The following is a 24,867-nucleotide window of genomic DNA, read 5'->3' as shown; positions in this document are numbered from 1 at the left end:
GAGTCCTCCGCAATGGATGACAGACCCTATCCTTCAGCGAAACCGGCGATCAGAAAATGGCAGACTTGATAGAAGCTTAGGTCGGGCGGAAGTTTTAGCGGGCCAAGGTCCTCGAACTTTGTAGAGGATAGGGTATTGCTACCAAACCTTGCAACCAAAGTGTCACTACTCAGCCGGGCCTACGGCCCGTGGCTACGAGCTCTTAGTTCGCAACGAATCGTTCCGGGAGTTCCGGACACACCCAGGTGAATGCATTCTGTCCTTCGAAGACCATGAGTGGGCGGTCGCAGGTGGCACTAAAATCTTAAGGGCTCGAGGACACAACACGCATGCAAACCGTTCGCAGGAAAGAATCCTTGACTAGCCGCCTGATGAAGAACAGATCGCAGGCAGCGCCCATGCGCCGGTCAACGCATCATCCGCAGCGTACATTGCCCTTTGTCATTGTGCTGCTCTTTTGCATTGTCTCTGGTTGCCGTCGACCCACGCCGGCACCCCGGACTGTAACCTTTCTCGGTGCGTGGTGGTTGCAGCCGGACGAATTGCCCGGAAGGGAGGTCGAATTCCTCGACTTCGCTAGACAAAGCGGAATTGCAATTCAGCACCCTCCGGTTCCTGAAACCTTGTTCTCTTCACTCGATCCTCCGGCGCAACTGAACCTGCTGCGCAAGGTATTAAAAGAGGGTGCGCACAGTCCGGACGTCTTGGGTATCGACGTTATCTGGCCGGGGACTCTCGCAGACGATTTGCTTGATCTGCGGCCCTATTTTGCCTCCGAACTTTCGTCGCAGGACCCAGAATTGGTCTCCGCCTACACCGTGCATGGCAAGGTGGTCGCTGTCCCCTACCACACGCACCTTGGCGTTCTGGCGTATCGAAGCGATCTACTCCGGCAGTACGGGTACAGTCATCCTCCGCTGACATGGGATGAACTGGAGAGCATGGCCGCGAGGATTCAGGCGGGTGAGCGGGCCAAGGGTAAAAAGAATTTTTGGGGCTACATCTGGCAAGGTGCGGCCACAGAGGGCTTGATGTGCAATGCCTTGGAATGGCAAGTGGCCGAAGGAGGAGGCCGCATCATCGAAGATGATGAGACGATTAGCGTAAACAACCCCGCTGTGATCCGGGCGTGGCAGCGAGCCGCCCACTGGGTTAACAGGATATCGCCCCCCGGGGTTGTGGCTTATCGGGAGACTGATTCGTTGAATGTTTGGGACGCAGGCAACGCTGCTTTTATGCGCAGTTGGGATTGGGATTACCGTGTGGCTCATCCACGTACATCGCCTGTCCGGGACAAGACCGGTTATGCGAGCATGCCTGGAGGCCGCGGAGGGCGGGTCGGTACCTTGGGAGGATACGGTTTGGCTATCCCCCGATCCTCAGCTCATCCTCAGGAAGCGGTCTCCCTCATCCGTTTTCTCATAACCAGAGAGATGCGAGCAAAATCGAACCCCTCGAACTCCGAGCCTGCCCCTAAACCTCAAGTCTATGACCTGCCACAGATATTGCAACTGTATGCCCCGTTGCCTCAACTAAATCAACAAAGTCGTCAGTTGGTTAGCCGCCCTTCGAACGTTACCGGTCATGCCTATGAAGACGTGACCGGAGCTTACATTCAATCAGTGCATTCAGTCCTGACTGGTCAGAGTGAAGCGCCTGAAGCGGCAGCTCAATTGGAAAAGCGATTGAGTCAAATAACGGGGTTTCATCCTGGGCCGCCTAGGACGCGGAAGTAAATTAGCATTTTGTCTTGTCAGATAAGGACTATTGTCGGAAAGAATTGTCGCCAGGGGAGAATTATCTACGGAAGCGGGCTTGCGTGAAATCATCAGATTACTTCAAGATCGGTCCTCGGTTGACGCTCGCGTTCGTCCTCCTAATCTCGCTGATTCTAGCTGGAAATGCCCTCGTCATCTGGCAGTTTCATCTTGCTCGCATTCAAACAGACCGTCTCACCATCGCAAATCAACAACTAACTGCGGTCCTGCAGCTTCAAGTAGGCCTTCTTGCATTCCACCAGCGACTCGATGACCTTGCTCGGTCCGGCGATGCGCAGCATCTGACAACTGAATCCGCGTCATTGCGCCAAGTCTTTCAGGAACAGGTACAGCAAACAAGGACAGCCGCAGCCAGCCAGCCAGCCACAGCCCAGACCGATCCAGCTTTCTTGCCAACACTGGAAACGATCGAAGTTGCTTTGCCTGCGCAACTCGATGCCATTACCGAATTAGCACGGTCGGGCGACTGGGGGACGGTGCAGGGGCGGTTGGACAACGAACTAAAACCAATTGAAACTCAGACTTCAGAATTGGTCTCCCGCCTTCAGGAGCAATCCAGCGGCGAACTTATCGGGGCCACTCGAAAGATGGAGAGTGTGCAACGGAGAATTCTTTTCATCGTGCCAATAACTGCGATCTCTACCTTTTTCATCGCCGCTTTCTTTGGCTGGGCCATGACACAGCGCATTGTTGAACTTCGTCTGGAAGAGCGTGTGAGCGAACGCACACGTATCGCGCGGGAACTGCACGATAGTCTACTTCAGAGTCTGCACGGATTGATGTTTGAGTTTCAGGCAGTTCGCAATATGTTCCAGAAGCGACCCGACGAAGCATTGAACGCACTCGACAATGCAATCATGGGAACTGAGGGGGCGATCATTGAGAGCCAGGATGCCATTTCAGACTTGCGCAGTACTGCCACGGCAGAGGATGATCTCACACAACTGATCCGCCTAGCTGGGGAAAATTTGATGACTTTACGAGGCGGGGATTACGATTTTCCGACCTTCGCACTTACCGTCGAGGGCCGACAACGATCCTTGACTCCAGCTATCCGGGATGAAATCTACCGAATGGCACGCGAAATACTGCGCAATGCTTTCCGGCATGCACAAGCGAGACGGATCGAGGCTGAGATCCTCTTCGATGACGACCAGCTTCGATTACGTGTGCGTGACGATGGAAAAGGCATGGATCCGCAATTGTTAAAGGAAGGCAGACGACCTGGACACTGGGGCCTGCCTGGCGTTCGAGAGCGAGCGCAGCAGATAGGCGCCAAACTGGATGTTTGGAGCGAAGCGGGAGCGGGAACTGAAGTGCAGCTAAGCCTTACCGCTTCCGTAGCATACGAAAAGATCCCGAGCCGCATCAGATTCTGAGTATTCGATAGGAGAGAAATCTTGACCACTAACCCTGGCCTAATTCGCATTCTTACGGTCGATGATCATCCTCTTCTTCGGAAAGGAATAGCCGCTCTTGTTAATGCCGAAGACGATATGAAGTTGGTCGCGGAAGCTTCAAGTGGTGAGGAAGCCGTTGAGAAGTTCCGAGTCCACCGGCCCGATGTGACTCTGATGGATATCCAGTTGCCCGGCTTGAACGGTATTGAGTCCCTCAGCGAAATAAAAAAAGAGTTTCCAGATGCGCGGATCATCGTTCTCACCACCTATAGCGGCGATGTTCAAGTGGTACGAGCCATCAAAGCAGGAGCGCGCGCTTATTTGCTGAAGAGACAGGTGCATCGCGAGCTCCTTGAGATCATCCGAGCTGTTCATGCGGGGCAGCGGCGAATCCCTGAGGAAATCGCTATCGAATTTGTGGATCATTCCCGGGATAGCCTCACACCACGCGAAATCGACGTGTTGCGACTAATCGCCAGTGGAAGCGCTAACAAACAGATAGCAGTTCGGTTATCAATCGGTGAAGCAAGTGTGAAAAGCCACGTCGCAAATATACTTTCGAAGCTCGAAGCGAACGACCGCGCTCATGCGGTCACGATCGGATTCAAACGAGGAATCATTGAGCTGTAGACCCCCGAAAGAAGGAGGCGGAGAGGGTCTTTTGGGTCTTTTCGGATTGTCGCGAACTCCCTAAGCTCAAACCGAAAAGGGGTGCTCTTGCAACGTCTCTTCTCCGCATTTCCTGACAACTGGCCGGGTACGGGTCTTCTTCTGCAGCGTGCGGTTATAGCGGCATTTCTGTTTCGTTCCGGGGTCAAACATCCTGTCGAAGTAATGCAGTTTGGCTTGGTCAACCCGCAACTGATCGAAGTAGGCGTAGGAATGTTTCTGCTCCTTGGCTTATGGACCCCTATCTGCGGAACAATAATCGCAGTAGTAGAAGTATGGATCGCTTTTTCCTCCGACTGCGATAGCGGGATTTCGATTATGTTGGCTGCATTCGGGGTCACATTGGCGATGATAGGACCTGGTGCCTGGTCCCTTGATGCACACTTGTTCGGCCGTAAGCATTTCAAGATGCCACAACGGTAGATGCTTTCATTCACCTGTAAGGGCTGGGCACTCTCCCCTAAATGGGGGAGGCCTTTCACATCAATATGGCGGCACGAAAAGTATCAATATGTGGTTGTGTCGGACCAGAGGCGGTTGCACACTCACAATATGGAAACGAATGAGAACGAAATGCCCTCTTCAGTCGACGCAAGGACATCGCTTTGAAAGGGGGGCACGATCATTGAAGACAATGACCGTTGCAGCACGGGGAAGACGCTGGACCTAAGTTGGTGTTGACGTAAGTCTGGAAGCTACCCGATGGGTGGCGCAACGCACTAGAACACGCCGGTAGCATCGCTTTCAGCGACCTGGACACGCGTCGCGCAACCAAGGAGAAACCATGAAAGGCAACGCTGTTGCTATAGTGACTGGCGCGAGTCAGGGCATCGGTCGCGCGACGGCATTGCGATTGGCGCGCGACTTCTCAGCGGTCGTGCTTACCGCAAGAAATGAAGAAGAACTGCAGAGGACCGCCGCTGCCGTCGAATCCGCAGGTGCCGAACCATTGGTTTGCAAACTTGACCTGCGCAAACCTCAGGCCGCTGAGGTTCTGGTCAAAAATACTTTGGATCGCTTTGGCCGAATTGATGCCTTGCTCAACATTGCCGGCGCAGTTCCTCAAACTGATCTGTTCGAGATGACGGATGCACAGTGGGACGACGGCATGGCGCTCAAGCTTCACGGCGCTCGCCGTTTGACTATCCTCGCCTGGGACGCGCTGAAGGCTTCGACAGGGTCGGTCGTTCTAATCTCAGGGAGCGCCGCCCTCGATCCCAAACCTGCCTTCGCAGCGGTCGCCACGATCAATGCAGCGATCATCGCTCTAGCAAAGGCATTCGCAGAGCAAGGTATCAAAGATGGCGTACAGGTGAATAGCGTGATTCCTGGTGCTGTCATGACGGGTCGCCGGGAGTCCTTCTTCAAGAAGTGGGCGCCGGCACACAACCTTACCATCGACGAGGCCATGAAGAAATTCCCCGAGGAAGCGGGCATCGCTCGATTCGGCAAACCAGAAGAGATCGCGGATTTGATGGCATTTCTCGTGTCACCTTCGGCGAAGTGGATGACGGGTGCTTCTGTCCGGATGGACGGCGGCGAAACCAAAGGCATTTAGTGAAGAAACCAAATGAGAGGCAATTATGAGTCAAGTCATGGCAAGACAAAAGGCTGGCGCGGAAGAACAGCTGCCAGCCATCGATCGACTAACAAAAATTGCGGTTTTTACGAATGATAGGAATCCACCTTTCTTAGTCATCAGCACAGGAATGGCGGCGATGCTCCTCTGGGCGGGAGCGTATAAGATGACGGCTCCCGGCGCCGAAGGAATAGTCCCCCTGGTCTCCAACAGTCCCTTGATCAGCTGGCACTTTAAGCTATTCGGCCCTTATATCGGCTCGGATTTGATTGGTCTTACCGAGATCGTCGCTGCCGTGTTGATTATCGTCGGTTATTTGAGACCCAAAGCCGGCATCATAGGCGGCCTCATCGCATCACTAATGTTCTTCATAACTAGCACTATGGTTATGACTACTCCCGGTGCGCTTATTTCCGTCCCCGGGATCCGCGGTATGAAGTATATGAGCTTTCTCGGTCTGTTCCTTTTTAAGGATGTGATATCGTTCGGGGCTTCCCTTTACTTGGTCACCTATTTTGGCCAGAAAGCGAGCGGGTCTGAATACAAATGCAGTACTTACGGACGCCAACTAGAGAAGAGTCAGATTCGTTCCTCGTAGAGAGTCTTCTTTGCCGGAAGCTGTTGGCCGCTCAGTGTTCAGGAAGTCGAGGAAGCCTTGTTCGCGAGGTCCTTCTCAACAAGGCTCAAATCCATAGACATCACTTCAGGCTAGCGTCTCTCGACGGAGCACAATCGCCATCTAGAAATGCAGTCAGATAAAAAGGAGAACCAACGTGGTCGATACAGAAGGAAAAGTGAACATCATCTCTGCTAAAACCAAGTATCAAAAACAACGGCTGAAAGTCCTCGGGCGCGAGATGGCATACGTGGAAGCGGGACACGGCGACCCGATTGTGTTCCTGCACGGTAATCCCACGTCTTCGTATCTTTGGCGCAACGTATTACCTTACCTGGAACCGATAGGACGGTGCATCGCTCCCGACCTGATCGGCATGGGTGACTCAGACAAGCTGCCCGACAGTGGCCCCGGATCGTATCGTTTCGTCGAGCAGAGGCGATATCTCGATGCTCTGCTCGATGCTCTAGATGTGCGCGAGCGAGTCACCCTTGTCGTGCACGACTGGGGCTCAGGACTCGGCTTTGATTGGGCCAATCGCCACCGAGAGGCCATAAGAGGTATCGCATACATGGAGGCGATCGTCGGGCCGCAAGGCTGGGACCATTGGGACATCATGAAAATGCGCCCCTTCCTGGAGGCGCTTCGTTCCGATGCCGGCGAGGCGATGGTTATACAAGATAACTTCTTTATCGAAAAGATTCTCCCGGGGGCCATTCTTCGCACCCTTTCCAACGAGGAAATGACGGAGTATCGACGGCCCTTCGCTGAGCCCGGCGAGGGGCGACGGCCAACGCTAACGTTTCCTCGAGAGATCCCTATTGAGGGCAATCCCAAGGATGTAGCCGAAATCGTGTCCGCCTATGGTGCCTGGTTGTCGACGAGCGATGTGCCAAAGCTTTTCTTGAAGGCTGATCCAGGAGCGCTGCTGGCCGGCGGGGCTAATCTCGCCACCGCACGTTCGTGGCCGGCACAGACCGAGGTTACGGTGAAGGGAATACATTTCGTTCAAGAAGACTCGCCGGACGAGATCGGGCGGGCGATCGCAGAATGGATGGAGGTACTGGACTAATCGAGTGTACACACGCTTCAGAGAACATTCAGGTGTTGCGTCTGTGGCTCCCTCCAAAGTACAGATCGATTTCTATCAGCATTTACGCGACGTTTGGTGCTTGTGGACGCTGACATATTTCACGCCTGAACACCGGTTCTTGCGGCCGCTTTTGCCATCGATTGGTACATCAATTTTATTAAACAATTGGCGACCCTGATCGCGATTGACGGGTCGCTTCTGTCAAAGGGAGGTCGCATGATTACGTATCACCACGCTCAAGTCGCCAACGTAAAGATCTTTTATAGGGAGGCCGGCGCAAAGGACGCACCCACAATCGTTCTTCTCCATGGATTTCCAACCTCTTCGTTCATGTTCCGGAATTTGATTCCTCTTCTCGCAGAAACAAACCACGTGATTGCCCCGGACTATCCGGGGTTCGGTTTCAGCGACGCTCCTTCGGTCGATGACTTTGAGTACACCTTTGACCACCTCGCCAGTGTCATGGAAGAGTTCCTCTTTAATACTCTCGGGTTGGAGAAGTTCAGTATCTATGTTCAGGACTATGGTGCTCCGATTGGCTACCGAATCACTGCGGCAAATCCAAAGGCAATCGAGAAGATCGTCGTTCAGAACGGCAATGCTTATGTCGTTGGCATCGGTGGGGCCTTCGATCCGATGAAGCCGTTCTGGGCAAATAGGAACGCGGAGACAGAGGCGCCTGTACGCGGTCTCCTGACACTAGAAACGACGAAATTCCAGTACTTGCGTGGCGCAAAAGATCCAAGCAAAATCACCCCGGATACCTACACCTTCGATCAGTCGCTGCTGGATCGGCCGGGCAATAACGATATCCAACTCAACCTGTTGCATGATTATCAATCCAACCCACCCAAGTACGAAGGCTGGCATGAATTCTTTCGGAATAGCCAGCCTCCCATGCTGATTGTCTGGGGGAAGAATGACCCCTTCTTCACTGTGGAAGGCGCAGAAGCCTATCTGAAGGACCTCCCCAAAGCGCAGCTTCATTTGCTTGACACCGGCCACTTCGCGCTGGAGGAAGAACTCGATTTCATTGTGGTCAAGATGAACCAATTTCTTGCCTGAGACATTTGATTCGTAGGTGAGGCATCCTCATTTACACGTAACCGAATAAAAAGGAGTGATTATGGGATTTCAAACGAATGCAACTGTGGTTCTTGTTCCTGGAGCCTGGGCCGATGGCTCCAGTTGGGGTACCGTCATCAATGGTGTCGCAGAAGCTGGCCTGAAGGTCATCTGTGCCCCTATTCCGCTCACAACGCTGACTGATGACATCGCGACAGTTCGCAGAGTCATCGGACGAATTGATGGACCGGTCTTGTTAGTCGCGCACGCTTATGCTGGTGCGGTGATCGCGGGCGTAGACGACAATAAGGTTAAGGGTTTGGTATACATCACGGCCCTGGCTCCTGACGAAGGAGAATCAACCGTGGAGGTGTTCACTCGGGAAGCTCCTCACCCCGATGCACCGAAAATGGCACCTGACGAAAATGGTTACGTCTGGATGCCCCATGAGGCGATTCTCAAGGCGTTCTCTCCAAACGCCTCGGCACACGAACAAGTGAGGCTAGAGGCGATTCAACGTCCAATCAATGTCGCCTGCATTCTGGAAAAGGCATCCGCGCCAGCTTGGAAAAAGAAGCCAACCTGGTTCCTAATAGCTGAAGAGGATCACATGATTCTCGAGAAGACACAACGATTCATGGCTGAACGGATGAAAGCGACGATCAGGACTGCCAAGGCAGATCACATCCCATCCCTGACGATGCCGAAGCCCGTAATTGATATCGTCCTTGAAGCTGCCGCATCAACTCTTGCAGGCTAACCTATAACAGAATAGAGAAGCCTCATCCTTGACGGATGAGGCTTCTCGCTCTAGGGACCGACAGACGCGAAGCAGCTAGCGCCTCCGCTCCGTGGGCGGGAAACTTGGGGCTATCCGCGCATGCGCTTGTGCGGATCAGAGACTTCAAAGAATCCTGCATGCGCAGGTTGTTATCCTAGGTTTTTGCAAAGCGGACGTGCTGCTCGTGCAACTAGAAGAGATACACCATCTGTCGCGGACGATGTTGCGTCTCCACTGCTCGACGGCAATGTAATCGTTGCGCCAACACCAAGGGCCCAAGTGCGCTCCTCGGGCAAGGCCGAGCTCGAAGCACATCTCGGGGTCAGGTCGCCATTCTGTTCGCCATAGTGGGCTACGGAGATGGCGGGAAGTCCCAGCGGTCCAGACTCGTCCATCGCTTCGATGACGTGCGATCTCCAAGATATTTCCGAAGCTGCAGTTCTGAAAGCGGCTCATGGCGTCGAGGTACGCGGTGAGCGCGTCCGAGTGCCCGGCCTCAAGCTGCTCGACGAGACTCTTGACGGACGGCCACAGAGACTGCAATTGCCAGCTCGAAGTTGTTGCCTGCCGCAGTGAGGGGAAAGCGTTGCCGTCTGTGCTTTGGGTTGAACTCCGGGGAGGCCTTCGTCGGCGTCATTGGTCCTCTGGTAGAAGTTCCAGCCTTGATCGGGCTGGTGAATGTGGCGTTCTGGTTGCGTGGGCGCTATTTTGCGGGACCAAATGCTGAGAAAGAGAGTGCAGTGAACGCTTAAGGAAGTGACCTATTCAGGGTTGGTGAAAACATGATTCGACATGCGACGACGGATGATTCAGGACAGATCTGCGATATTACAATCACTACATTTTAAAAACGCCGATCACGTTTGAAGAGCAAGTCGGCGCCCAGCTTCCGTCCCATCCAGAAGCTCACCAAAAACATGACAAGGAAATAGATCATGAGTGGCGCAGCGATGCGAAGCACATCAAGTGGTAGTTTCACGATGAGATCGCCCTTGAGGCTGAACATCACAAGAATGGTGAAGAGCAGCGCGACCAGCGTGAACGGGCTGATACGAGGAATGAACTGCGTCCGATACCATTCCTCACCCTTGACACGGAGGAGGACGACTCGGGTCAGCATACCGGCGAGAAATGGAATGCCCAGATATATGAAGACGCTCTTGGCAATCGGTCCTATGCCGATGTTTACGACGGAACCTTTCAGTCCGAACCAGGTAGGCAAGATCGTAATGAAGACCCAGGCATAGAGACTGTAGAAGACGACTTGAAACACACTATTCAGAGCGACTAACCCGGCAACGTAATCCGTATCGCCTTCTGCAAGCTCATTCCAGACCAGAACCATCGCGATGCAGCGCGCAATTCCGATAAGGATCAAACCACGCATATAGGCGGGATAGCCACGCAGGAAGGTAATGGCAAGTAGAAACATCAAAGCCGGCCCGATAATCCAGTTTTGGAGCAGCGAGAGTCCGAGCACACGGCGATTGCGGAAGACCTCACCCAGCTTCTCGTAGCGCACCCTCGCCAACGGCGGATACATCATGATGATGAGGCCGATGGCGATGGGAATGTTCGTCGTGCCCGACTGGAAGCTGTTCACAAAGGCCGCTGAACCTGGTATGAAATGCCCGAACCCTACACCAATCGCCATCGCGAGAAAGATCCATAGGGTGAGAAAGCGGTCCAGAAAGGACAGCTTCTTGCGAAGCATTGGCGCGCATACCTGGCCTTGCGTGTAGGGGACGCTGGACATATTCACCTCGAAGCGAAAACGGTAGACGGTTCAGCGGACGCTGGCAGCGGGGCTCCCAGTAAGGTCACGAACTTCTCCGGTGTGCAGCAGGCCTTGGTTAGCTTTGCCCGGTCCGCCTGCATGCTCTTCTCTTCCCTGAACCATTGAAGAATCTCTTGCAGAACCCGCGCCGCACCCTCGTTCGGCGGCATCACGATGCGGTAGTGCATCCACTTGCCATCGCGCCGGGTCGTCACAATCCCAGCGTTCCTTAGATATGCCAGATGCCTGGAGATCTTAGGCTGGGGCTGATTCAGGATCTCTACGAAGTAGCAGACACAGATTTCCTGATCGCCCATCAAGTTCAGGAGCCGAAGACGAGTATTGTCTCCAAGCGCCTGAAAGAACCGCTCAATATCAAAAGCCTTCTGTCTCGTTGCCATGCCTTAATTATATTCGCATTGACAGATGTGTCCAGAGGAAATATATTCCGTTTGACAGATATGTTGGAGGCTTATGACAGAGCAGTTGCTTGAATCGTTGAGATCGAAGTATGGGGCTGTTGCGGAGAGCACACTTTCTAGCAACGATGCAGGTGTAAAGGCGGTTGCCGAAGCCTTTGGCTACAGCCCGGAGGAACTGACCTCTATTCCTGCCGAAGCCAATATGGGGCTTTCATGCGGCAACCCAACTGCCATTGCGTCCATCCGTCCAGGCGAGGTTGTCGTCGATCTAGGATCGGGCGGTGACATGGATGTCTTTCTGGCGTCGCCTTTGGTCGGCCCCACCGGAAAAGCCATCGGCATCGACATGACGCCAGAGATGATCGAACGTGCCCGAACAAACGCACGAAATGGCGGTTACCAGAATGTCGAGTTCTTCTTGGAACGGCATCCGGTATCCCAGCGCACTCAATCCCTCGGGGAGCAACGTCGTCTTCTTCGACCCAAGTATTGCGGACGTGACAGGCTCCAAGCTCGTTAAGATCACGGAGTTGAACTTTGAATACGAGGTTGATGACACTCTGACTGCGGTGGAGAAGCTGAAACAGATGAATCAATCGAGGATGGATCGCACTACTTAGCGAGGACGCGCCGATTCCGTGCGTCTGAAGGACGCTATGCAGATGGGTTGGCGCGTACAATCATTCTTTCTTCTGCTTGTCTAAGCAGCGATAGAAGATATAGACCCCTCCGCGTTGGCCGGAAGAATGTGTCCGTAGGAGACTGACGCATGTTGTTACGTTGTGTTTCAAAGGCCAGCCCATAGCCCGTGAGACGCGATCCTAGTGCAATCCAATCGTTAGTGTGAATGCCTAGTCTGGTCGCAGCGAGTTTGAACTCTTCGTAATGCGGGGCGAACATATCGTTCATATTCAGGTTCGGTGCGACGCGGGTCGCTTCTTTGTATGTCTCCTCCAAGAGCTTGAGCATTTGAATGTCGTCTAGGCCAAGCTCTGCGAGGTCTCGTATGTAATTCGCTAAGTCTTCTTGGCAGTGTTTGTTCTCATCTTGAGGGAAGCACCCGTGTACAGCGACAAGAGCTAATAGAACGGCCCTGTCCTCATCCTCTGCGCGGGCGGCCTCTTCAATCACGATCGCAGCAGCACGTCTGAACCACTTCCCTTTCAGCGCTTCTTCTGCATTCGCAGGCAAGGATTCCCGTATTGAATAAAGCTCATCGCAGATGGCTCGTAAGGCCGCCTTCACTCGTTGATTGCGCTCTCGCATATCGAGTACATTCTTGGCCGCTGAATAGACCGCTATTAGAGGACTGAAGATTGCGCCAACGGTCATCAGTCCTCCGCCCAAGTCTACGAGAGTGAAGGATTGCATTGGTGCATCTTCATCAGTGGGACCGATAATCTCCTGAATCTTTGCAATGCGGTCGTCAATTGCCATATCGTCCTCGCGGTTACGATTCTCGCATGTCGGCGCGTCTATGATGATTGCACTGATTTTCCTGCGATTCTACCGCGTGAGATAATTCACACCTCCCCTCAGCACAGGTTTCTCTTCAACCCAATACTTCTAGCGGAGGATTATCAGATGCCCAGCGAAATTACGATCAAAGGCGAAAAGGCAAAAAAAGGTGAACGGATGACTAAGGGACAAGGATGGAGACTTGCAATCATCAAAGGCCGCAGGCGAGTCTTCGTCGGTACGCTGATAGACACTATCAATATGGCCAATAGACGCCTAGCCATCTTTAGCGTTCCCAAGTAGCATCGCGACCGTGAAAGCGATACCGGGAAAACAAAAAGTTGGGGATCGATCGATTCACACGGACCAAACGCTCCGTATTGGACATTTTGGAAGGCGGAGAGCTTGCCGCTCAGCTTACCCCACCCAAAATCCACGCGCCAAGGTTCTTCCTCCCGAGCCGTTTTTCTGCTTTCCGCTTAGCTCTCAGCATTCCCTTGACAACGTCCTTTATCACATTGAAGTCAGTCGCTAAAGTCTGCCTATACGACCGGAATAGTGATCCTCCTCCAAATCGCGGAACTGCCGATGAAGCTTCTCGATTCCTTGCTGATCATTTGGGTCGACGGCTCGTGATTGTCTCGGAGGGCCGCCATCTTAATTGTGTATACGGTTTCCGACTTCCACACGGCGCCGGGCTTCAGCCATGTATCTAGCGACGTTACGATTGCGACCGCGAGCGACATGACGGGAACCATTTGACCCAACTGTGAAGTGGACTTCCACTGAGATTGTTTTGAGCAGCGACTATCCCGGCGAGCACGATCAGGAGGATGCGCACGGTTATGTGGATTGAGGCAAGCCAATAGGTGAGACGCCTCGCAACAATTAGCTCGGCCTCAAGAGGGCAGAAGGTGCCCAAATTAAGCACTTACCCCAAGCAAAGAACCTGGGGCTAATGCCCAAGACAACCAGCATCTCTTGCCGGTATCCTCTGCAGATTCGCCCGAAGACGGCAACTCAGTGGGTCTTCGCGGCCATCACCGTCAGCTCAGCGATGCTGCCGGGCTTCGCATCGCCAGCACCAGGAAAGACGAGGCGCACAAATTTCGCCTCGACCGGCGGAGAGTTGAATTCATCGACTCCCGTAGGGGAATTTGCCGGCGCATTGGCAATTGCCTTCCAATCAACGCCGTTGGAAGATGCTTCGACCGCGTATGGAAAAGGATCCCGGTTTCCACGAAGCACTTTGATCGTTCCCAACGTCGCCGGAGCTGCCAGAGCGACGGTGAGTTTCGCTGCGGGCTCTGCGGCAGTCCATACCGTCGCGGGACTTCCGTCGACGGCGGCGACAGCCGGCGATCCCGGAACCGATGATGTAACCGAGATCTGCCCGCAGCGGACAAGGTCTTCCGTAGGCTGGAGATCAGGGCGTCGCGTTGGGATGACAAGTGGAGTGCCGAGCCGCGCAGTCTTCGCCCCACGTGGCGTAATGAGCGGCATTGCCGCGCCGGAATTCAGCGTGATGCTGGATTCCCGCGGTCCAATGTGCATGGTGAAAGTGCGGCCCTGCCATTCCAGGTTACTCAGGGTGATTCCGGCAAGCTGAGGCGGTAGGCTCGGATCGAGCCGCACCGCATCCACCTGAGGACGAAAACCGGAAAAGCCATAGAGGAACTCCTGCATGAAGCCGCCAACTCCGGTAAGAAAATCGTAGGCAGTTGCGGTCAGCTTTACTGGTCCAAATTCAGAGAACTGGAGATATGGTTCGCGCAGAAATGGCTGATAGCTGCGAAGCAGGTAAGTGTATGCTGAGCAGCCGGGGGCATCGATCGCTGCCGCCGCGATTGAGTGAATGGCGTCAGTCATCGCCGGCCCATTGACATCAGTGCGCGGCGTGTAGAAGTTGAGATCGTTTACGCCCATGAGTTTGGGCATGGAAAAATCCAAAGGGTAGGTCAGCATGACCACATCGGCCTGTTTAATCTGCTGCGCGACATAGCCTTGATGCTCAAGATAAATATTGAGTGCGGCATCGACCGGCATCGTCTTGATGAGACCTGCGCCTATCGTCGACCAGGATTTCGGCACGGTCTTGCCAAGGATTCTCGCGGCTTCAATCGTCGCCTCGAGTTCGAGTGAGGCGGCGGCGTTGGTATAAGCATCGTTGTCGGTGTCCGTGGCGTATTCATCGGGCGTCTGTAGCTGGTTGATCGCGTATCCGCCGGCTGACGGAGTCGCCTTCGATGCCCAGAACTCAGCAACCGCCTCAAGCACCGGCCATCCTTTTTGCGCTAGCCACTGCTTGTCGCCAGTGGCCTTGTAATACTCCCATTGCGCTAGCGCCACGTCAGATTGCAGGTGAAGCTGTTGCGTACAGCTCTTGTTCGGATCGGCAATCACTTTTCCCTTCGCGTTAGTGACCGCACCGTAGCATTCGTCACCCATGTCCCCGGAGATCGCGCTGGTCCACGGATACATCGCACCTGCGTATCCATTGTTGGCGGCATTTTTTCGCGCCGCAGGCAGTGTAGTCGAACGGTAGTCCACCATCACGCGGGCTATGTCGGGATGCTGGGCGAGCAGTGCGGGAAACATCCAGGTATCCGCGTCCCAAAAGACCATGCCCGCATAGCCATCGCTCGACAACCCCGATGGGCCGATACTCGCCGGACTCTCAGAAGACATACTAGCGTAGAGCTGATACTCGTTAGCATGGATCGCCTCTTGCAGCGCCGGGTCTTCATCGACCACGATATCGGCTTTCCACACCTCGTCCCACGCAGCGCGATTCTCCTGCTGAAATGCGTCGAGGCCGCGACGAGCAGCCTCCTGGGATTCCGTACGGGCATCTGATTCCGGCTTCGACGAGTCCCGGCCCGTAACAACTGCCACATACTTTACGAACGAGCAGGTCTTTCCCACCTGCGCCTCAAAGGTCACCTGCTCCGCTGCCTTTCCTATCTGCGGCTTCTCCTCAGATGGCTTTGACTCACACGAGCTTCGCAGTGCCGCCGACTCCGCGACCACAATATTTGTTGCCTTCGTTTTGGAGTTGACGTAGATTGTCTGCTTCGGAAGATCGACTCCAATGGCAACCAGGTCGAGACGGCGCGCCCCGGCCCAATCGAGAGCGCTGGTGACCATAGCCTTCCCCGTCCACATCGGTGTCAGCTCGAGCGTCACCACCGCAACGTGGCTACGCGCGCGGTCGGTGCCCACACGATAAAGGAAGCGCGTCTTGTTTCCGCCCGGCGAGGTCCAGATACCAGTGGTGCTGACTATGCCGGTGCGCAGGTCGAGCTCCTGCCGGTACCCGCTGACACTACTCGACGATGCTGTAGCCGGCGAATAGCTGCCCGATGCGTCGCCGAAGGTCAGAGTCGACCAGTTCGGGATCAGAGCGATCACCTGTTTCTCGTCGTGATAAAAGGTGCCGTCGGCGACCTTCGCATAGACGCCCGCCGCAATTGCTGACGCGATGCGTTCAGTACCGATCGGCCAACCGACCTTGCCGAGATCTCCGAGATAGCCCATGCCAGCAGCCGGTACGCGAAGACCGATATAGCCGTTGCCGACGTACGGTTCTCTTTCAAAGCTGTTGTCAAAGCGGGTGGTCGAGAGCGACCAGGCAGTGTCCGTTTGCGGCGATCCTGCCGCAGCATCCTGAGCCCTGCCCCGCAGAGTTGAAAATGACGCCACTAATGATGCTCCAAGCAGCGGGCAAAGCACATAATTCCTGCCTAGCCAAAACCCATCTTTAGACGTGAGTGCCATCCACCGGACCTCTTATGGGCGCTGGTCCCGAAGCGAAGTGTATATCACGCAAGGCTCATTTTGTCCGTAGCCAGTGAATTGACTGATGTCGGATGAAGGGCGGCCTTGGTTTACCAAGCGTGGTCTGAGACCACTGCACAATCTCAGCACCCTCATCAGCACCCTCGAACACAAATCACCCTGTCTTTCCGCATGAGACCTCTGCCGTGACAGCAAGGAAGAAGATCGTAACTTATTGAAATCAGAAGTCCCGGATGGCCATTTTTGGAGCCCTGAGCCCCCTTGGCACCCTTTATTGCACCCTTATCGCACCCACGTCCTCTGTCCACCAAACCTCTGTCCAGACCTCTGCCTTAAGGCAAAGGTCGCGGGTTCGATAACGCCCTGAAATACTCGCGCCGCAACAGGCCCTAGGTGGATATTTAGGTGCCATCCAAGCGGGATCTGCTAATCAGCGTGGCGACCTCTGCCAGAATCTCGGTGGAAGATGTTCGATCTCTCTAGACCACAGGCGATACGTATTTACATTCGAGCAAACTCGTGACGATCGGTTAGAAGAATTCTGTACGCTACTTTCTTATCTCTCAAACGTGCAGACTTCCCCGGTTGACCGCGGCTCCGCACGTGCGAATAATAGGCGAATGGTTTGGTATGTCGGCCAATCGGGCTAATTTGCGGGAAGAGGTCTGGATGGGCGAGGCCGTCAAAAGTGTGGAGCACAGATTATTGGTGTTTTGCAGCAAGCGCGAATGCCAGTGACTGAGGTGCTCGCACTTGTCGTTGATAGGGGTTGAGGCTAATAACGATGCCGAAGAAGCTTTGCATGCTTTGCTTGCGATCAGGGATCGACTTCCGGTACACCTTGGATGCAAACGCTCGCTGAAGCCGAGGCAGTTCGAAGGCGCATTCATTGGCCGTCAAATGACGGTACTGTACGTTGAATCTAAATTGCCGAGCGCATCTCGTCTTCTACCTGTCGATTCTAGGACCATGGAAGTCAGCTACTCTTTGGTTCATGTGCTTCAGCCGCGGCGCCAACGTCTTTTGCAGCATAGTACGCGCCCGATGCAGTCGCATTTTCACATTTGAGATGCTGGTTGTAAGAGCCTCCGCTGTTTCGATGATGCTCAATTCATCCACATCGCGTAACAGGAATACCTCGCGGTAAATGTTCGGCAAACCTGCAATTGCCGCCTGCAGCATCTGCTGAACCTCTTTACGTTCTAAGGTCTCGGAAGGAATCTCACGCCAGTCGTGAAGAATAGCTGGTAAAACGTGACCGCCTTCTTCAGACGTTTGATCGATCGATTCCATTCGCACGGCTCCATCGCGTCGCAGGCGTCCTCGAGCCTCGTTCAGTGCGATGCCCACCAGCCATGTGCTGAACTTGGCCTCGCCACGGAAACTCGCGAGGTGACAGTAGGCTTTTAAGAACGCCTCCTGTGCGACATCCTCCGCGTCTGCCTCGTTCTTCATGTAGCACAGAGACATGACATAAACACTCCGTTCATACGGGCGGATTAGTTGGTGATACAGCTGCACATCTCCGTCCAGAATGGATGCAATCATCCGTGCCTCGTCTCTGTTTGCAATCTCCGCCGCCATAGAGGGCTCCGTTGCATTCATGCGTCCAGCCATAGTGTGTCCTGCCGTTCATGCCTCCGCAACGTTCTTCGCGAAGAACGTGCTGGGCAGGCCGACGAACAGAGCGTGGCCGATGATGCCGTTGACCAACGCCGCAGTCGTGATTGGGCTGAGAGCAACCGCGGTCAGCGGCAACAACAACAGGTTCATCACCGCCCACACGGCAACGCCATACAGCAGTCCCATGAGCACCCACTGCATACGCAACACAGCGACGCGTCGGCTAACAAGGATATAGATCGCTGCGACTACCAGCGCTACGGCGAAATGCAAGAGGACGCCAAGTCCAGCAGTTGCAAGTCCGCCCGAGAAGGAACGTGCGCCCAGCAGGCTGCTCGCGATGTACTGCAGCACCTGAATCGGATTTTGACCTTGCAGGCCGCGGAAGACGACGCCATCGGCTGCATCGAGCACTCCGACCACCACCGTGGCGTAGAGGATAGCGCGAGAGACGGGCAACGTGCGCTCTGCCGACTGCGGCCCCCTCCCAGGGGCCGCGTTCTGGGCAGTCGTGGTCATTTGCCCGCATCCGTCTTCTGCCCTCTTCCTAGAAAGCCGATGATCTTGCCTGCGACGAGCTCGTTGTGCTCTTCCAGCAGAAAGTGGCCACCGTCGATCAGGTGCAGTTCCGCTTTGGGTAGGTCGCGCAGGAACGCCTGCGCTCCCGGCACGATGAAGAAGGGATCGTTCTGCCCCCACACGATGAGCGTGCGCGGCTGGTGCTTGCGGAAGTATTCGTGCCACGCGTCGTAGAGCGCCACGTTCGAGGGGTAGTTGTGTAAGAGCTCGAGTTGAATGGCATCATTGCCGGGTCGGTCCAGCAGCGCCTGGTCGAAGGTGTAGCTGTCCGGGCTCACCGCCGCCACGTTTTTTGCACCGTGTGTGTACTGGAAGATCGTCGTTTGCTTGGTCAGTAGCGAGCGCGGCGCCTTCTCCGTCTCCTCGTTACGAGTCGCCCAAAAAGGCTGTAGCGGCTCGAAGGCTGCGCTGATGCCTTCCACGTAAGCGTTGCCGTTCTGCACGACGATGCCTTCGATCGCTTCCGGATGACGCGAGGCAATGCGAAAACCTACGGGCGCGCCGTAATCCTGCACATAGATGCTGAACTTCTTCAAGCCCAGTGTTGTGAAGAGCAACTCTTCAATCTGCGCGGTAATGTTGTCGAAGGTGTATTGAAAGTCGGTCGCGGCGGGAGCATCGCTGTAGCCGAAACCGAGGTAGTCCGGCGCGACAACGTGAAAGTGGCTGGCGAGCAGCGGGATCAGTTCCCGGAACATGTGCGACGACGACGGAAAGCCATGAAGCAGAACGATCGTTGGATTCGTGGTCGAGCCGGCCTCGCGGTAGAAGATCTTGTGGCCCTGGATGGTGGCATGCTGGTACGTCGTCATGTCGTGCTCCTTGTTGTCAATCTGATGGTTTGCAGCGAGAAGATCTACTGTTAGCAGCGCATCGGCCGCTTCCAGCAAGAACTCAACGACGGTGGCCGGCGCTGAAATTTGAGGGGCATGATCAACATTGTGCGAACGGACCTCTGCGCCCATGCGCTCGGCCACAAAATGTTGTGTCTTCGGGCTGAACATGCGATCCTCTTCAGCCAGCAGATACCACGAAGGTTTCGTCCTCCATGAGGGAGTCCGTATCGCTTCGCCAAGACACTTCATCGCTATCGGGCGTTGCGCTGCTGTCGCGATTGAGTTTTGCTCCGCCGTGGCTCGATGGGCGACCGCATTTTTCATTCCTTCCTCCGACATCCATAAGAGACCATGACTGTCGGGTTCCAGATGGGGAGCTTTTTCATGCGGAGGCTCCCGGAAGAAAAGGTCGCCCACCGTTTCACCTTCGGCCGGCGGCATAGCTGCCACATAGGCCAGACCTCGGACACGATCGTCACTTTCGAGGGCGGTGATCACAGCCCCGGAGTAAGAGTGAGACACAAGAAGAATTGGCCCCGCGCCCGCTCTTTCCAAAGCCACTTTCAAAGCAGCAACATCATCGGACAGCGAAGTCATTGGAATCTGGGCAGCGATCACCTTCACGCCCGCCTTGAGGAGCGGGCCAATTACGGCAGACCACGAGGATGCATCCGCCCATGCGGCATGCACCAGAACGATCGTTGCATTTGAAGGAATATTTTTCATAACTAGCCTTTCGTCGATCTGGCACGTCCGTGGTGAACCGCTGTTGGGCAACTGAAAGACCGGCGCTCCTGGGGCATCGCTTATCAAAGACCAAGTCGCAGCACGACCGCCAGGTGCGCTACTATGAAGCATACGGATGACAGGAGATCACTAAAAGCGAGAAGTTCTAACACTATCGGTGAGAATATCTAAACTATGCTTCTGAACAACCTCAGCCTGGACAGTCTTCGAACGTTAGTGGCCACCCAAGACCTGGGTGGTTTTGGCCGCGCTTCGGAACGCCTATTGCGGACTCCCTCCGCAATTAGTTTGCAGATGAAGCGACTTCAAGAGGAGATAGGAGTGGCGCTCTTTCGGAAGCAAGGCCGGAAGATGCTTCTCACCGAACAGGGAGAGATTGCTCTCCGATATGCCCGGAGGGTGCTGGAACTCAATGATGAGATGATCGACACTCTGCGCGGATCGTCTCTTGCAGGTGTGGTTCGAATCGGATTCGGACAAGATTTTACGGGCAACGTTTTGCCTTTAGTCATCGCGCGGTTTAATGCGCTTTATCCGCTCGTAAAGCTTGAGGTGACGGTAGACCTCGGCCAGGTACTCCTGCAAGCGATCGACTCCGGCGACCTCGATCTTGCCTTGACGTTAGGGGGCGCACAGAAAAGGACGGCGCAACTGTTGAGCGAGCTGCCGTTGCACTGGATCGCAAGCCCCAGTTTTAGGAATCAAGTAAAGCAGCCGTTACCGCTCGCTCTCTTCAACCCCCCGTGCGGATGTCAGACACCGGGGCTGGAGGCACTGGAAAGCGCCGGACGCTCCTGGCGCGTTGCAATGACGAGCCCGAGTCTGACGGGCGTGTGGGCCGCCGTCAGTGCGGGACTGGGACTGACAACACGAGCCGAGCTTGGTCTGCCGGCAGACGTCCAGACCATCGAACTGGGCCTTCCGCCACTGGGAAATATACCCGTCACGCTTCAGCGCAGACGCGGCCTTCGGGCTCCGAACGCGATGCGGTTCGCTGAAATCACAGAGGAGTCGGTCGGTACTTACCTACGTTCCCGTCCAGCACGAGCGCTCATCTAGAACCGTCGATCCTTGAGCCCAGGTGTGAGTCGACGGCTCGTTAGCAGACGTCATGGTAGCGTGGCGTTCAGCTGCCTCGGCCCATGTGAACGAGACTTCATCCTGAGACTTTATCGACGTGGCCCCAATGTTGCCATTGAGCTAAACTTCCCGAAGCTGCGCCTCTAGAACCCATTTCAGGTCAGATGATTCATTTCTCGTGAAAGTACCCTTGCCTAGGTCGGATTGCCACAGTGCAGTTGCGACCCCAGAAGCTTCTCTACATCGGCAAAACGCTCCCGCACCTTAGGAAAACTCAAAGGATGCCATTGCTCGACGGTCTTCCCCCCGGCGTCTTTCAGGCTGATAATCAGATCTCCGCCGTCCTGAGTGTAGATCTCGTGCCATGCCACGATCTCCGCCAGATCTTCTTGTCGTGACGCCGTAGCGTACAAACTCACAAATGGGGTTTGCGCTAAAGCGTCATACACGTCTGAGGCCTTTACGATTGGAAGATGATCGGCGCCGCGGAAGTATGTCTTTGGTGTAATCGCTGCGAACGACGGAGCCAGAGTTGAGTGGCCCGTCCAGATGCCTTGAACAAACCTGCTACGCGGATTGGTGGTGATACCGCAACTAAGATCAACGACATGCGTCGACTCATGCAACAAGACATAGCTGAGAGCATTTGTGCCCGTACCCGTAACGGAGATGGTCAGCCCCGAGCCGTCATGTTTGTAAACACGACGCTCCTTATTGGTCAAAAACGTTGTAAGCGGCTCATTGATAACACTCGCGCGCAGCGTTATGTCAGAGAGGCCGGTTTTAGCACTGGGAGAAGTGAGTCCAGTCCCTTCTCCCGGAATGCCGTCAACGAAGGCCAGTTTATGCAGGTGTTGCTCTAGAACGTGCTTGTTAAGCGTCGGCAACGAAGCCAATGCAGCCTCCACTGCCATGCGTTCTTCAGCCGTAAGAATGTGCGGCGTGACGTCTTGCATCCCTGCCTTCTTGAAAGTTTCGATATCGCCTTGAGCCGGTTCACCCACTCTTTCGATTAGAGTTGTGGTCGTTTCGTCCACTTTTGGTTGTGCGCCGCTTTGTTGTTGAGCTGGCAGCACTCCTGGCGAATATTCAACTGCGCTGACGATCACGCCTGTTGCCGCTACGGAAGTGCCAAGAAAGAACGAAACAGTTGCAAGTAATATTGCGCCTCGAAGTGCCAATCTGGTGTTGTCCAACCTTCCTCGCGGATCGACCGCAAAACTCCTAAACGCTCGCATTCGGCAGCCTCCCTAACAAAGGTGGACCGACGCAACCGACTGCTGATTTCCTCGGGAACGTTTGACCACTCGTCGGGCCGTCAGCATCATACCAAGTGCTCCGACCCGCTTAACTAGCACAGCAGAACCGATCGCCTTGCCGGTGCTAGGGCTCTTGTTCGCCCGTTACATATCTCCCGTCTTCGTCTCAGGTAATACCCGTTGACGCTTGCTCATTCAGTTTACGTAGGTAGGGTCGTCCTGAGCGGGAGGGTGACAGGAGATTCTCGTAACAAATCCTCATCCATAAATTGAGTATTTGGAACTTTTTTTTGTGCTTGCCGGGCCTTACGTTATTAGCAGGTCGTCTCATTCGAAGTGCAATGGACAAGGAGTTCAAATGGCATCATTAACATCGCAAGCGCAGTCGCAACTTACCTCCTATCGGACAGCGACTGTCAACGGCCGCAAAGTGTTTTATCGCGAGGCCGGCGACCCCAGCTCTCCCACGATTGTTCTATTGCATGGACTTCCGACGAGCAGCCAGATGTTTCGCGAGTTGATCCCCGCTCTCGCCGACCAATTCCACCTGATTGCTCCCGACTATATCGGCTTTGGCCATTCTGATGCCCCATCGAGAAGTGACTTCAAGTACACCTTCGATAATCTTGCAGCACACGTGCGCGGTCTACTCGATCAACTCGGTCTCACGTCGTACATTCTCTACATGCAGGACTACGGCGGCCCAGTGGGATTCCGCTTGTTCGCTGAGAACCCCGAGAAAGTAAAAGGATTTATCATTCAGAACGCCAATGCCTACATGGAAGGTGTAGGAGACGCGCCCAAGAAGGTGCTGATGCCGCTGTGGGAGAAGCGCACACCTGAGACCGAGAAGCCCGCTCGCGACTTTGTCGGTCTGGAAGGCACGAAGTTCCATTGGCTGGTCGGCGCAAAGGATCCCGAGGCCGTCAATCCGGACAACTGGATAATCGATCAAGCATTACTCGATCGACCCGGGGTACAAGACTATCAAGTTGATCTGTTGGAGAACTACAAGTCCAACATCGCACTCTATCCCGAGTGGCAAGCTGCTTTCCGCACGCACAAGCCCCGAACACTGATTGCCTGGGGTAAGAAGGACCCGTTCTTCGTGCCGCCCGGAGCCGAGGCGTACCTGCGTGATCTGCCAGAAGCCAAGCTCGTTTGGCTGGATGCCGGGCACTTTGTGCTGGACGAGAATGTTCATATTGTGGCGGACGAAATCAAGGCTGTTTTCGGTCGCTAGACTCCTCGCCTTCTCATTCCGAAGCCACACTTGAAAGTAGTCAGCTGCGTGATGGTGAAAAACACCATCGCGCAGCGCTAAGATCTCACATCCGGGTACGAAGGGGATGTATGCAACGGTTCAACGGCAAACGTGTACTCGTGACAGGCTCCGGAAGGGGGATCGGTGCAGCTATCGCACGCCGATTTGCGCTCGAAGGCGCCCGCGTCTATCTCACCGCTCGGAGCCAAGAGGAGCTTTCCACTAAAAGCGACGAACTGCGGTCGTTGACGGCTGAAGTCAGGTTTGCCGCTCTTGACCTGACTGAGACTGACGCCGCTGCAAAGCTGGCCGGTGATGTCAAGCAATTTTGGGGCGGTCTAGATATTCTCGTCACCAATGCAGGCGCTGCGTCCCAAGGTAGCTTTCTTGAACTGAAGGACGAAGACTGGGCAGCAGGGTTCGGTTTGAAGCTTTTCGCAAATCTCCGAGTCATCAAGAACACTTGGCCAATGTTGCAAGCTGCAAAAGGCCATCTGATCATGATCGGCGGGGGCACGGCGCGAACGCCAGAAAGCAATCTTTCACTGGTCTCGGCTGTGAACGGCGGTATTGCGGCTCTATCCAAGTCAATCGCCGAGCAAGGGCTTCAGGATTGCGTTCAAGTCAACTTGGTCCAGCCAGGCACGATCCAGACTTCACGCCGCAAGAAACTGATGGAGAAGCTCGCCGCACAGGAAGGCATCGACTATGCCGAGTATCTTCTCGATTCGACCCGGCGTTTGAAAATCTCTCGTCTCGGCGAACCAGGCGATGTCGCGGAGCTCGTCGTCTTTCTAGCAACAGAAGAATCTAGATGGATTCATGGAACCATCATCGATGTCGATGGTGGTCAGAACAAGGGTGTGTAAACCTAACGGCCGCTCAACCAGCAACGCTGTCGACAACCCTTGTTATCGCGACGTGCTCGATGCAGCATCTGCAGGATGGGCCTATCATCAGGGCGGCGATCGTCCTTCTCAATATCGCGGGCGAACTCCTGAGACCAAAGAGACAAACTCAGAGCCAGCTGCCTTCAGGAGACA

General features: G+C 54.8%; 21 protein-coding genes and 2 pseudogenes. 13 read left to right on the top strand and 10 right to left on the bottom strand.

From position 1 onward, the window contains the following. The first annotated feature begins 329 nt into the window (after positions 1–329). The 9 genes from RBB76_RS20920 (at position 330) to RBB76_RS20880 (ending at position 8,960) form a co-directional block, all read left to right on the top strand. Positions 330–1,736, top strand: a complete 1,407-nt coding sequence (locus RBB76_RS20920; RefSeq protein ID WP_433963459.1) for an extracellular solute-binding protein — start codon at positions 330–332, stop codon at positions 1,734–1,736. A 14-nt stretch (positions 1,737–1,750) separates the two neighbouring features. After that, positions 1,751–3,157 carry a sensor histidine kinase gene (locus RBB76_RS20915; RefSeq protein ID WP_429629625.1) on the top strand — a complete coding sequence of 469 codons (1,407 nt, stop codon included), beginning with the start codon at positions 1,751–1,753 and terminating at the stop codon, positions 3,155–3,157. Positions 3,158–3,178: 21 nt separating this feature from the next. Next, positions 3,179–3,808, top strand: coding sequence for a response regulator (locus RBB76_RS20910; protein WP_429629624.1), 630 nt, complete (start codon positions 3,179–3,181; stop codon positions 3,806–3,808). 81 nt (positions 3,809–3,889) lie between these two features. Continuing rightward, on the top strand, positions 3,890–4,270 hold the full coding sequence (locus tag RBB76_RS20905) for a TQO small subunit DoxD (RefSeq protein ID WP_429629623.1): 381 nt from the start codon (positions 3,890–3,892) through the stop codon (positions 4,268–4,270). Positions 4,271–4,631: 361 nt separating this feature from the next. Beyond that, on the top strand, positions 4,632–5,405 hold the full coding sequence (locus RBB76_RS20900) for an SDR family oxidoreductase (RefSeq protein WP_429629622.1): 774 nt from the start codon (positions 4,632–4,634) through the stop codon (positions 5,403–5,405). 25 nt (positions 5,406–5,430) lie between these two features. Beyond that, positions 5,431–6,024, top strand: coding sequence for a DUF417 family protein (locus RBB76_RS20895; protein WP_429629621.1), 594 nt, complete (start codon positions 5,431–5,433; stop codon positions 6,022–6,024). A gap of 175 nt (positions 6,025–6,199) precedes the next feature. After that, positions 6,200–7,114, top strand: a complete 915-nt coding sequence (locus RBB76_RS20890; RefSeq protein ID WP_429629620.1) for a haloalkane dehalogenase — start codon at positions 6,200–6,202, stop codon at positions 7,112–7,114. A gap of 237 nt (positions 7,115–7,351) precedes the next feature. Next, entirely contained in the window at positions 7,352–8,200 is an 849-nt protein-coding gene (locus tag RBB76_RS20885) for an alpha/beta fold hydrolase (RefSeq protein ID WP_429629619.1), read from the top strand. Between the two features lie 61 nt (positions 8,201–8,261). After that, positions 8,262–8,960 (top strand): alpha/beta hydrolase, encoded by a 699-nt coding sequence (locus tag RBB76_RS20880; RefSeq protein ID WP_429629661.1) that lies wholly within the window; start codon positions 8,262–8,264, stop codon positions 8,958–8,960. A 144-nt stretch (positions 8,961–9,104) separates the two neighbouring features. Here RBB76_RS20880 and RBB76_RS20875 read toward each other — a convergent pair. From RBB76_RS20875 to RBB76_RS20860, 4 genes and pseudogenes are all read right to left on the bottom strand, one after another. Then, a pseudogene (locus RBB76_RS20875) lies at positions 9,105–9,376 on the bottom strand (DUF6908 domain-containing protein). Between the two features lie 4 nt (positions 9,377–9,380). Further along, positions 9,381–9,554, bottom strand: a pseudogene (locus RBB76_RS20870) (DUF1738 domain-containing protein); the annotation flags it as partial. Between the two features lie 271 nt (positions 9,555–9,825). Next, on the bottom strand, positions 9,826–10,737 hold the full coding sequence (gene arsB, locus RBB76_RS20865) for an ACR3 family arsenite efflux transporter (RefSeq protein WP_429629618.1): 912 nt from the start codon (positions 10,735–10,737) through the stop codon (positions 9,826–9,828). A gap of 2 nt (positions 10,738–10,739) precedes the next feature. Next, positions 10,740–11,159 carry an ArsR/SmtB family transcription factor gene (locus RBB76_RS20860; protein ID WP_429629617.1) on the bottom strand — a complete coding sequence of 140 codons (420 nt, stop codon included), beginning with the start codon at positions 11,157–11,159 and terminating at the stop codon, positions 10,740–10,742. Positions 11,160–11,232: 73 nt separating this feature from the next. Here RBB76_RS20860 and RBB76_RS20855 point away from each other — a divergent pair, with 73 nt between their 5' ends. After that, positions 11,233–11,700, top strand: a complete 468-nt coding sequence (locus RBB76_RS20855) for a methyltransferase domain-containing protein (RefSeq protein ID WP_429629616.1) — start codon at positions 11,233–11,235, stop codon at positions 11,698–11,700. A 134-nt stretch (positions 11,701–11,834) separates the two neighbouring features. Here RBB76_RS20855 and RBB76_RS20850 read toward each other — a convergent pair whose 3' ends face one another. The 5 genes from RBB76_RS20850 to RBB76_RS20830 all read right to left on the bottom strand — a co-directional run bounded on the left by RBB76_RS20850 (position 11,835) and on the right by RBB76_RS20830 (position 20,200). Beyond that, positions 11,835–12,617: a hypothetical protein gene (locus tag RBB76_RS20850; RefSeq protein ID WP_429629615.1), complete on the bottom strand. Its 783-nt coding sequence runs from the start codon at positions 12,615–12,617 to the stop codon at positions 11,835–11,837. Between the two features lie 1,041 nt (positions 12,618–13,658). Beyond that, entirely contained in the window at positions 13,659–16,415 is a 2,757-nt protein-coding gene (locus RBB76_RS20845; RefSeq protein ID WP_429629614.1) for a discoidin domain-containing protein, read from the bottom strand. Positions 16,416–17,384: 969 nt separating this feature from the next. Next, positions 17,385–18,020, bottom strand: a complete 636-nt coding sequence (locus RBB76_RS20840; RefSeq protein ID WP_429629613.1) for a sigma-70 family RNA polymerase sigma factor — start codon at positions 18,018–18,020, stop codon at positions 17,385–17,387. A 48-nt stretch (positions 18,021–18,068) separates the two neighbouring features. Further along, a complete protein-coding gene (locus RBB76_RS20835; protein WP_429629612.1) occupies positions 18,069–18,578 on the bottom strand; it encodes a hypothetical protein in 510 nt (169 codons plus the stop codon). Further along, positions 18,575–20,200: an alpha/beta fold hydrolase gene (locus tag RBB76_RS20830; protein ID WP_429629611.1), complete on the bottom strand. Its 1,626-nt coding sequence runs from the start codon at positions 20,198–20,200 to the stop codon at positions 18,575–18,577. The genes RBB76_RS20835 and RBB76_RS20830 overlap by 4 nt, the downstream gene beginning before the upstream one ends. 195 nt (positions 20,201–20,395) lie before the next feature. Here RBB76_RS20830 and RBB76_RS20825 point away from each other — a divergent pair, with 195 nt between their 5' ends. Next, a complete protein-coding gene (locus tag RBB76_RS20825; protein WP_429629610.1) occupies positions 20,396–21,280 on the top strand; it encodes a LysR substrate-binding domain-containing protein in 885 nt (294 codons plus the stop codon). A gap of 215 nt (positions 21,281–21,495) precedes the next feature. Here the strand turns inward: RBB76_RS20825 and RBB76_RS20820 are convergent, their stop codons facing one another. Then, positions 21,496–22,257, bottom strand: a complete 762-nt coding sequence (locus RBB76_RS20820) for a hypothetical protein (RefSeq protein WP_429629609.1) — start codon at positions 22,255–22,257, stop codon at positions 21,496–21,498. Positions 22,258–22,918: 661 nt separating this feature from the next. Here RBB76_RS20820 and RBB76_RS20815 point away from each other — a divergent pair. Then, positions 22,919–23,803 (top strand): alpha/beta fold hydrolase, encoded by an 885-nt coding sequence (locus RBB76_RS20815; protein WP_429629608.1) that lies wholly within the window; start codon positions 22,919–22,921, stop codon positions 23,801–23,803. Positions 23,804–23,913: 110 nt separating this feature from the next. Continuing rightward, on the top strand, positions 23,914–24,693 hold the full coding sequence (locus RBB76_RS20810; protein WP_429629607.1) for an SDR family NAD(P)-dependent oxidoreductase: 780 nt from the start codon (positions 23,914–23,916) through the stop codon (positions 24,691–24,693). The last annotated feature ends 174 nt before the right edge of the window (positions 24,694–24,867 follow it).

The sequence above is a fragment of the Tunturiibacter psychrotolerans genome (assembly GCF_051013365.1).
Taxonomy (GTDB): domain Bacteria; phylum Acidobacteriota; class Terriglobia; order Terriglobales; family Acidobacteriaceae; genus Edaphobacter; species Edaphobacter psychrotolerans_A.
The sequence above is the reverse complement of the archived record's forward strand: the minus strand, read 5'-3'. Positions and strand labels throughout refer to the sequence as shown.